The sequence below is a fragment of the Oceanisphaera sp. W20_SRM_FM3 genome, from assembly GCF_052119705.1.
GTDB lineage: Bacteria > Pseudomonadota > Gammaproteobacteria > Enterobacterales > Aeromonadaceae > Oceanimonas.
Map to the genome: position 1 here is coordinate 157,668 of NZ_JBGQOP010000003.1, position 8,874 is coordinate 166,541.

Annotated in this window: 9 protein-coding genes and 1 other annotated feature; of the genes, 4 read left to right on the forward strand and 5 right to left on the reverse strand. The window is 51.2% G+C overall.

The window, feature by feature from the left end:
• Positions 1-27 precede the first annotated feature (27 nt).
• Positions 28-191 (reverse strand) — a sequence feature (Phe leader region).
• A 279-nt stretch (positions 192-470) separates the two neighbouring features.
• The gene (gene hpf / locus ACEN2G_RS03280; RefSeq protein WP_442020033.1) at positions 471-866 is read right to left on the reverse strand and encodes a ribosome hibernation-promoting factor, HPF/YfiA family; all 396 of its coding nucleotides are present in this window, start codon (positions 864-866) and stop codon (positions 471-473) included.
• 463 nt (positions 867-1,329) lie between these two features.
• Between hpf and ACEN2G_RS03285 the strand changes: the two genes are divergently transcribed.
• Both ACEN2G_RS03285 and ACEN2G_RS03290 read left to right on the forward strand, forming a co-directional pair.
• On the forward strand, positions 1,330-3,237 hold the full coding sequence (locus ACEN2G_RS03285) for a transglycosylase SLT domain-containing protein (RefSeq protein ID WP_442020034.1): 1,908 nt from the start codon (positions 1,330-1,332) through the stop codon (positions 3,235-3,237).
• Positions 3,227-4,048, forward strand: coding sequence for an NAD(P)-binding domain-containing protein (locus tag ACEN2G_RS03290; protein ID WP_442020035.1), 822 nt, complete (start codon positions 3,227-3,229; stop codon positions 4,046-4,048). Before ACEN2G_RS03285 ends, ACEN2G_RS03290 begins: the two co-directional genes overlap by 11 nt.
• 9 nt (positions 4,049-4,057) lie before the next feature.
• On the opposite strand, the gene yjjX is transcribed toward ACEN2G_RS03290, so the two are convergent.
• Positions 4,058-4,690 carry an inosine/xanthosine triphosphatase gene (yjjX, locus tag ACEN2G_RS03295; protein WP_442020036.1) on the reverse strand — a complete coding sequence of 211 codons (633 nt, stop codon included), beginning with the start codon at positions 4,688-4,690 and terminating at the stop codon, positions 4,058-4,060.
• A gap of 170 nt (positions 4,691-4,860) precedes the next feature.
• On the opposite strand from yjjX, the gene yciA reads away from it, so the two are divergent.
• Positions 4,861-5,253, forward strand: a complete 393-nt coding sequence (yciA, locus tag ACEN2G_RS03300; protein WP_442020037.1) for an acyl-CoA thioester hydrolase YciA — start codon at positions 4,861-4,863, stop codon at positions 5,251-5,253.
• A gap of 176 nt (positions 5,254-5,429) precedes the next feature.
• Here yciA and ACEN2G_RS03305 read toward each other — a convergent pair whose 3' ends face one another.
• Positions 5,430-6,848, reverse strand: coding sequence for a LysM peptidoglycan-binding domain-containing protein (locus ACEN2G_RS03305; protein ID WP_442020038.1), 1,419 nt, complete (start codon positions 6,846-6,848; stop codon positions 5,430-5,432).
• A 63-nt stretch (positions 6,849-6,911) separates the two neighbouring features.
• Positions 6,912-7,715: a hydroxyacylglutathione hydrolase gene (gloB, locus tag ACEN2G_RS03310; RefSeq protein ID WP_442020046.1), complete on the reverse strand. Its 804-nt coding sequence runs from the start codon at positions 7,713-7,715 to the stop codon at positions 6,912-6,914.
• 91 nt (positions 7,716-7,806) lie between these two features.
• Here gloB and ACEN2G_RS03315 point away from each other — a divergent pair, with 91 nt between their 5' ends.
• Positions 7,807-8,517 (forward strand): class I SAM-dependent methyltransferase, encoded by a 711-nt coding sequence (locus ACEN2G_RS03315; RefSeq protein ID WP_442020039.1) that lies wholly within the window; start codon positions 7,807-7,809, stop codon positions 8,515-8,517.
• A 90-nt stretch (positions 8,518-8,607) separates the two neighbouring features.
• On the opposite strand, the gene ACEN2G_RS03320 is transcribed toward ACEN2G_RS03315, so the two are convergent.
• On the reverse strand, positions 8,608-8,874 hold a 267-nt coding region (locus ACEN2G_RS03320; protein ID WP_442020040.1), incomplete at its 5' end, for an integrase core domain-containing protein.

The following is an 8,874-nucleotide window of genomic DNA, read 5'->3' on the forward strand; positions in this document are numbered from 1 at the left end:
TTCCCTTATTACCTAAAAATGTCAGCTCATAAAAAAGCCTCCCAGCGGGAGGCTTATCTGTTCGTCTTTCGCTACTTTCTTGCTAGACCAGATGCCCCCAAGGTGTGCGCCAAAACGTGATCGGCGAGCACTGGGTGACAAAACAGAGAGTTGCAAAAAAGCCGTGAAAGAAAAACATTAACTTAAACACGCAGTCATTATGATTTCCGCCTTTACCCGTGGGCTTGTAATGAAAAGCACGCCTACAAATACTGAAAAGCACGCGAGCTGGCAAGCCTTTTTCAGAAATTGACTTTAAAGTAACACACTTGGTTGGAAAAGGCCGAAAAAAGCCGTGGGTACGGCCAGATTGCGGCTTTCATTTGTTAGCCATAACCGATAAAAAAGACCGAATCAATTCGGCCTTTTTAGATTTACTTAATTGTCAGCGGCGGGGCGCTTAATGCTGCGGCGAGCCTGACTCAGGAAGCTTATTCCTCTTCGTCAAATTCGTGGTCGAACTCTTCATCAAACTCGTCGTCTGACTCATTGCCTAACTCACCCGCTAATACGGCAGCTACGGCACCTGCGGCGACGGCACGCTGGGCTAACGGCTTATCTGCATAACGGTTTAACTGGCGCTCCAACTTTTGGCCCAAGTCTTTAATGGCTGCATATAAGTTATCGTCTTCTGCCTTGGCGAACAAAGTGTCGTGGCGCACCCCGGCGGTGGCTTCAACCTGATATTTAAGGCCTTCTTTGTTGATAATTACATGCGGTGCTATCAGGTCGACTTGGCGACGAGACAGTTTTTCAAAGCGACTCTCAATCCGTTCACGGATGGCGGGAGAAATGTCGATGACGGTGCTGGTAATAGTAATGGACATAAAATACCCCCTGGGTGTGCTCATGTTTGTGTACAACTTCAGACTACCCTGACCGAACTTAAATGATGTGATCCAAGTCAACCTTTGGCGGCGCTATGGCGAGTGACTTAAAAATCTGTGACCCAGTCGCCGCTACCTACATTTTAGTCTTGTCAGAGTCTACAGCCTTAAGTCAGACTCGAATGGATAAAACCTTACGGGCACTCTTAACCTAACAGTTGTTGTTTACGCTGACTAGCGGTTGTTTAGTCGCTCGCCTTGCTCCCATATTGGTATCTGGATGCATATCAAAGTGCACTTTTGGTGCTGTGCGACTCTAATTGTCAGCTTTAAACAGATTATTTCGTATTCCCCATTGGCAGTGTTGAGACTATTACATAGGATAGCTCTCTATTTACGATTCGGGCTATTTACGATTTAGTCTATTTACGGATCAGGTTATTGACGACTGAGGGATGCGCTGGTGAGAGTTTGGTTAGGATTAGGTTTGCTGCTAGTCGGCATGAGCGTAAGCGCACAGACGGCGCCACTGCGTGAACAATATCGCCAAGCAGAGCAGGCGTTAAATAAAAATGATGTGGCGCGCTTTCAACAACTGCGCCGAGGCCTAGACAGTTATCCTCTTACCCCCTATTTAGATTTTCAATACCTAGCCGATCGCATCACTAACTTGAGTACGACTCAGGTGGTGAACTTTATGCACACTTATCCTGATTCCTTGTTGAGCGATCGCTTAGAAGGGCGCTATTTGCATCGTTTAGTCCGAGAGCAGCGCTGGAGCGAATTTTTAACCCTGTATCCCGACTTGCCTAACAGTGAAGTGCTGCAATGCGCTCACTACCGAGCTAAGTGGGCGTTAGGCGATAAAAACACCGCCATTGCCGGTGCTAAGTCGATGTGGTTGCACGGCGGTTCGCGCGCCGAGGCTTGTGATCCTTTGTTTGATGCGTGGAAAACCGTCGGTGGGCGCACCGACGAAGATATCTGGCAGCGTATGCTGCTCGCCTATGAAAAAGATGAGCACGGTTTAGTGACCTACTTGGGCCGCCAGCTGAGCCCAGCGGCGCAGCCGGCCAGTGAGCTGCTGCAGTCGTTAGACAAAAATCCTCACCAGTTGCTGAAAGGCGACTTAATGCGCGTATCTGGCGAGGCACAAAAGACGGCACTCAGCTTGGCTTTGGCTAAATTAGCCGATACCGAATATGTGCAAGTGATGAGCTTATATCCTAAGTACCAACGCCAAGCGGGCTTAACTAATGCGCAAGTGGCGCGCATTGAGCAGAAGCTGGCGCAGCGGCTGATGTTTAATCGCACCCATGATTATCGCAGCTGGCTCGACAGCCGTTTGCCGGCCATGGGCACAGAAGACTTATTTGAGCTGCGCGCTAGGCTGGCGATTTGGGAGCAAGATTGGCGGCATTTAATCGGCTGGATCGATCGCTTATCAGCCGAAACACAAAAAGACAGCCGTTGGCAATATTGGCGCGGCCGTGCCTTAAAGGCACAAAATCGCCACAGTGAAGGTGATAAGGCGTGGAAGTTGGCGGCCAACAACCGTGATTACTACGGCTTTTTAGCGGCCCAACAAAGCAAGGTGCCCTTCGCCTTACAGAAAAAATCTTTACCGCCAGCGCCTTCGTTAGCACAGGCGCGCAGCCGTTGGCCGGCCTTCGCCAGAACGGAAGAGTGGTTAGCCTTAGGCGATAAAACCGCCGCCCGTAGCGAGTGGTACCATATGCTGGGTAAGGTAAGTGAAGCCGATGGCCTAGCACTGGGCAGTTTGGCATTAAAGCTTGGTTGGTTTGATAAGTCGATTCAGGCCAGCATTCAGCTGCAGGCTTGGGATCACTTAGACCTGCGCTTCCCTGTGGTATACCGACCTACTTTTCAACGTCAAGCCCAGCTATTAGGCGTGAATGAAGCGACCTTGTTTGCCATTACTCGTCAAGAAAGTGCCTTTTATGAACAAGCTCGCTCACCGGTGGGGGCGGGTGGCTTAATGCAATTGATGCCCGGCACAGCCACAGATACGGCGCGCAAGTTCAATATCACCGATTTTAGACAGGCTTCGGATGTGTATCGTGCCGATGTGAATATTCAGTTGGGATCCAGTTATTTTAAACAAATGCTCGACCGTTACAGCAATAACCGAGTGGCGGCCATTGCCGCTTATAATGCGGGCCCGGGGCGGATCGATGCTTGGTTGCGTAACAGTGGCTCTCGTCCAATTGATGTATGGGTAGAAAATATCCCTTATCGAGAAACCCGCGGCTACGTACAAAGTGTGCTGTATTATTCGGTGATCTACCAAGATATGTTGGGCCAACCGAAAACATTTATCACGGCTAACGAGCTGAATTATGTCTACTAATGTTAAGGCCGATTCTGTGGCCATAGTGGGGCTGGGCTGGCTGGGAGAGCCGCTGGCACTCACCTTACAAGGCTTAGGCTATAAGGTGGCGGGCTCTACCACTACGGTGGATAAAGCCCAGCGCTTGGCTGAGCTTGGCATCGCGACCTTAGTGTGGGATTTAAATGCGCCACTGCCCACACAGTGGCCGCCAGCGTTAGCGGCCGACACCTTAATTTTGTGTGTGCCGCCGGGCAAGCTAAATAATTATGCACGGCGCCTTGGCGAAGTGGCGCAGTTAGCGGCCTTAGGGGGCGTGCCGCGGTTAATCTTTACCAGCGCCACGTCTATTTACAGCGGGGTAGGCACTAAGTGCGAAGCGGACGCAGCACCCGACTCAGAGCGCGGTGAGCGCATGCACGCCACAGAAATGGCCATGCAGGCCAGCGGTATAGCGCAGGTGCTCTGCCTGCGTTTGTCAGGGTTAGTGGGTGGCAGCCGTGAGCCGGGGCGTTTTTTAGCGGGGCGCAGCTTTGAAGGCGGCGAAGAGCCCATTAACTTGGTGGCTCAAGAAGACTTGCTACGTTTTATTCCGGCATTGCTGGCGCGTAGTGATTGGCCGAGCACCTTAAACGTAAGCGCGCCTCATCACCCGAGCCGTCGCGAATTTTATAGCCAAGCGGCGAGGCTTCGCGACTTGCCCCCGCCAGCATTTAGCGGCGGCGGCATGGGCAAAACCATAGATGGCTCGGCCATCAGTCGTTACCTAGGCTTGGATTATCTGGTGAGCGACTGGTTTGAGTGGCTAGCGCAACGAAATAAGCAGGGCTAACCGTAAGCGTTAAGCGTATAACTCAGGATTAAGCCAAGGAGCCAGCGCTAACACTAGGGTGTCTCGATACACAGTGCGCCGTGTCAGGTGTTGCTGGGTTAAGATGCCGATGGCACCGCCGGTTTGTTTGCTATGGGTCTTATTGAATAAACTGTCTATGACAGGCCCCAGAGCCTCGCCCTCTGCTAAAGCCTGGGCCACGGCAGGCGGCAGCGTTAAACTGGCGCTTCTACTGGCATTATCGAGCGGGCGTTCGCACTCCAGGCCAGAGACCTGCTCAAATGCAGGTCCCAATACTTGGATCCAAGCAAAGGTGATGCAGCGAGGCGCACTCAGGCCATTCTCTCGGGGCTCAGTGAATTCAATACCGCCTTCCATACCAATCCACAGATCAGCGTTAGGTACTAAGGCTCTGGCGCCTAAGGCACGCCGTCTTGCTCCTTGATAGGTTTCGGTGTCGCTCATGGGCTGCTCAGCCACGCCCGAGGGCACAGACACACCGCATACGGTTACCCTCCTCTCCGGCAACAATTGGGCAAAGGCGAGGCGTGCCGACTCAATTTTAGCGGGATTTAATGATGCCACTATCACCTGTAACTGACGATTACTGACCTGTAACTTACGCTTATTGTCCGGCAACATACTCTTATTCCTATTGGGGCTGATAGCCATGCGTGTTTTAGCTCTACGTGTTTTAGCCCTAAACGTTAAACCATAAATTTATCTAAATAGTGAGCAATAACAGGCTCACTGCCGAGGTATCATTATGCCAGCGTTTACCTATCATTTAATCCAATAAAGAGACTCTCGTCATGACTGACCAAGTAGATCCGAGCGGCGTTTTATTGATGCGCACTATGGCCATGCCCGCCGATACCAACGCCAATGGCGCTATTTTTGGCGGCTGGATCATGTCGCAAATGGACTTGGGCGGCAGTTTACTGGCAAATGAAATAGCGCTGGGCCCTGTGGGTACGGTCGCGGTCAGTGAAATGAATTTTTCTCGCCCAGTGAAAGTAGGCGATGTGGTGTGCACCCATGGCACCTTAGTCAAGGTGGGGCGCACCTCTATTACCGTGCAAGTGGAAGTGTGGGTAAAACCCGTGTTAATGCCTGAGGCGGGAGCGCGTTATAAAGTGGCACAAGCGCAGTTTGTGTATGTAGCGATTGATAAAGAGGGACACTCGCGGGTGATTAACCGCTAACATCATAGCCGCTCAAGCTTGGCTAATAGGTTTTGGGCTTATTGATCGAGCGCGGCTTGTGGCTGGCATAGGTATGTAGTCTGTCATTAGGGCACATTTAAACACGCGCCCAAATAAAAACACCGAGCTAAGGCTCGGTGTTTTTATTGTTATTGCTTTTAGTTTGTCGCTAATAGTTAACGGACATTGGCCGCTACAATTAAGCTTTGCCCTGCGCGCAGGCTGTGCCTACTCGACAACTTATTCCAGCTGAGTAGCTCATTGATACTGACGCTAAAACGACTCGCAATCACAGACAAGGAATCGCCGCGTTTTACCTTATAAACACTGTTGCCCTGAGTAGTAGCAGGCTTAGTGGTGGCGGCATAGCTGCTAGATAGCGCTAACGACTGGCCGATACGAATATTGTTACTGCTAAGGTTATTCGCTTGGCGAAGCTTCGCCACTGTCGTGCCGTGGCGTTGGGCGATAGCACCTAAGCTGTCACCGCGGCGCACTTGGTAGTACCCAGAGCCACTGCGCTCTTGATATTGCCCCGCTGAGCTACGTTCTTGCTCTGGCATATCGGCCATGGCAATTTCAAAGCCTTGGGCATGAGCCACAGGCACTAAGATCTCTGCGTTACGCACAGGTGAAGTAGACGCTTTCTTAAAGGCAGGGTTCAGCTCTTTGAGCCTGCTACGGTTCATGCCGGCTAAATCTGCCGCCATGTTCAAGTCCACTTGACCCTCTACTTCTACCACTGCCAGTTGCGGGCGATTAGGCAGAGCAGGTATGTCCATGCCGTAGTGCGTGTCATGCTTTAAGATAGCGGCCAAAGCTAATAGCTTAGGAACGTAGTTTTGTGTTTCTTTGGGCAAAGACAAAGACCAGTAGTCTGTTTTTTTGCCTTGGCGACGGTTGGCTTTCATGGCGCGTTGTACTCGGCCTTCGCCCGAGTTATAGGCGGCCAGCGCTAACACCCAATCACCGTCGAAGAAACCATTCAGGTACTCGAGGTAATCCAGCGCCGCACGAGTCGATGCCATCACATCATAACGGCCGTCATAAAAGCTGTCGTAATGCAGGCCAAAGTTCTTACCTGTGCCTTGCAGCATTTGCCACAAGCCGGCCGCATGGCCATGTGAGTAAGCTTTCGGGTCGAAGGTACTTTCAACTACCGGCAATAGTACCAGTTCCATTGGCATGTTCCGTTTCTCTATCTCTTCCTTGATGAGATAGAGAAACGGTCTGGCGCGTTCAGATACAGAACGCATATAGCTGGGGTGTTTGAGGTACCACTCGCGTTGAGCGATAACCCTGGGGTGATCGAGGGGCACATCGAGTTTCATTTGGTCAGCTAGGTCGAGCCACAGGTCTGGCTGTTTAGCCTCCACCTGCGGTTGCTGTTGCCGACTCGAAGAGTGGGGCACAGTGCTGTAAGCTCGACCTAAGTCGGTAGTTCGATGGTGCGTTTGCAACGATGCATGGATCGATGACTTTTGATAAAGCGATCTGCTCGCTTTATCATCGGTGCTGTCCTGGTGGCCAGAAGAATTTAATCCTTGGCAGCCCGCCAGGAGTAAGGCACCTGTAATGATACAGAGTCTTCTCATGGTGTCCGCGTCTCTTTAAAACGACGGCCAGTGTATGCTTTGTGAACAACCTAATCAAGTTCGTTAAAAAGAGTCTTTCCAGCGCCTAAGTGCAGCGAACACCTGAGTGTCGTCATTTAGCTCCGATCCCACCTGAGACTGCACGCGTGCCGCAACCCCCGCCAGATGGGCACGCAGGAACACATTGATGGCTTTTTCGAGGCCGATAGAAGAGGGTAAAGTGGGCACACCTTGTTGGCGTAATTTAGCTACTTTTTGCAGATAAATTTTTAATTGGGCGTTGTTTGGCTCCATTTTGTGACAAAAAGCCAGGTTCGATTGTGTATATTCATGTGCACAATAAACCGCCGTATTGTCCGGCAGGGCGCTTAAGCGAGTTAACGACTGATACATTTGCTCCGGTGTGCCTTCAAACAATCGGCCACAGCCTCCTGAGAACAGAGTATCCCCACAAAACAGCAGCGGCTCAGCCATGTGATCAGTAGAAGCTAGGCCGTTAGACGCATAAAAAGCTATGTGGCCTAGGGTATGACCTGGTACTGAGAGCACGGCAAACTCCAACCCTAATTCAGGAAGGGTCAGGGAATCGCCGTCTGTTACGCCAATGGCGGTGGCCGCAGGCAAGGGTTCTGTGCTCGGCGCATACACCTTGGCGTTCGGCCATTGGCTGAGCAGGGCCTTAACGCCACCTGTGTGATCATAATGATGATGGGTAATCAAAATGGTGGTGAGCTCCAATTCGCGCTCCTTCAACATCTTAATCACAGGCTCTGCCTGCCCCGGATCCACCACCACAGCTTGCTTGTTATTCGCAAGCAGCCAGATATAGTTATCTTGGAATGCCGAAATCGCACTAACGTGCACCATGTAGTTGTTATCTCGGTCTTTATCTAAATGGTTATCCATATCTGGATCCTTAAACAGAGGAAAGCGCTAGCTTAGCAGAGGCATAAATGTGATGAAATCAGTCGCTCCCCCCAATCACTGGCAAGAGGTGCTGCGCGGCCCCTATTTGGTCAAGCTGTTACAGGCTAGATTGGCACAATGGGCACCCTCGCTATTTGGCTTTAACCTGCTCACAGTCGATGCCCTAAGCGCGGCTTGTTCCTTGCCCGGCAGCCGCTTATTGCACTCTGTTAACCTTAGCCAAACACAGTGTTACGCTGATACTGTAGATATTATTGGCCAAGCCACCGCCATGCCGTTTGCGCCCGGCAGCTTAGATGCGTGTCTTTTGGCTCACGTGCTGGATTTTAGCGCCCATCCTCACGCCATCTTGCGCGAAGTAGAAACTGTGCTGCGCGATGACGGTTGGTTGATTATCTCTGGTTTTAACCCCTACAGTACGGTGGGCTTAGCCAGTTTTTTACCGGGCTTAAGTCATAAATTGCCCGCTTGGCAGCAAATGGTGGCGCCAGAGCGGCTGGAAGATTGGTTAAAACTGCTTGGTTTTGAAGTGTTAGAGCGAGACTACTTCGGCTTAACGCCATTGTTTGAAGGCTCTCTGCTCAGAGCTTGGCGCCAGCAGCTGGTGCCACATTATTGCCCTTCCTTCGCCGCCGTGTATGTCATGCTGGCGCGCAAACGCCGTTATCCGCTCACGCCCATTCGTCAAACCATCAGGCCGCAAGCCGTGTTGCAACCAGAAATGGCGCGCCAAAAACTGTGAAGAGTGAAGAGTGAAGAGTGAAGAGTGAAGAGTAAAGAGTGAGGTGTAAGACCTAACCTTTGGAATGGCCCGACTAAAGTAGACACCAGTTTAAGCAGCATTAAGTTGCTGCGCATATGCGTTGGGGGTTAATCCTCCCAGCGCAGTGTGTTGCCTTACTTTGTGGTAATACTGCGTGATGTAGAAGTGTATTTCTTCTGTCATCTCTTTACGAGTTAAAAGCCCTAAACGGCGGGTCCACTCCTTTTTCAGTAAAGCAAAAAAGCTTTCTGAGCACGCGTTATCCCAGCAGTTTCCCCGACGAGACATGCTGATGGTCACTTTACGCTTATTCAACCACGCCATGGTCGCCATGCA

Bases quoted from the DNA above. Each gene is read 5' to 3' on its own strand.
- hpf (WP_442020033.1), bottom strand. From the start codon at position 866: ATGTCCATTACTATTACCAGCACCGTCATCGACATTTCTCCCGCCATC.
- ACEN2G_RS03290 (WP_442020035.1), top strand. From the start codon at position 3,227: ATGTCTACTAATGTTAAGGCCGATTCTGTGGCCATAGTGGGGCTGGGC.
- yjjX (WP_442020036.1), bottom strand. From the start codon at position 4,690: ATGTTGCCGGACAATAAGCGTAAGTTACAGGTCAGTAATCGTCAGTTA.
- yciA (WP_442020037.1), top strand. From the start codon at position 4,861: ATGACTGACCAAGTAGATCCGAGCGGCGTTTTATTGATGCGCACTATG.
- ACEN2G_RS03305 (WP_442020038.1), bottom strand. From the start codon at position 6,848: ATGAGAAGACTCTGTATCATTACAGGTGCCTTACTCCTGGCGGGCTGC.
- gloB (WP_442020046.1), bottom strand. From the start codon at position 7,715: ATGGTGCACGTTAGTGCGATTTCGGCATTCCAAGATAACTATATCTGG.
- ACEN2G_RS03315 (WP_442020039.1), top strand. From the start codon at position 7,807: ATGAAATCAGTCGCTCCCCCCAATCACTGGCAAGAGGTGCTGCGCGGC.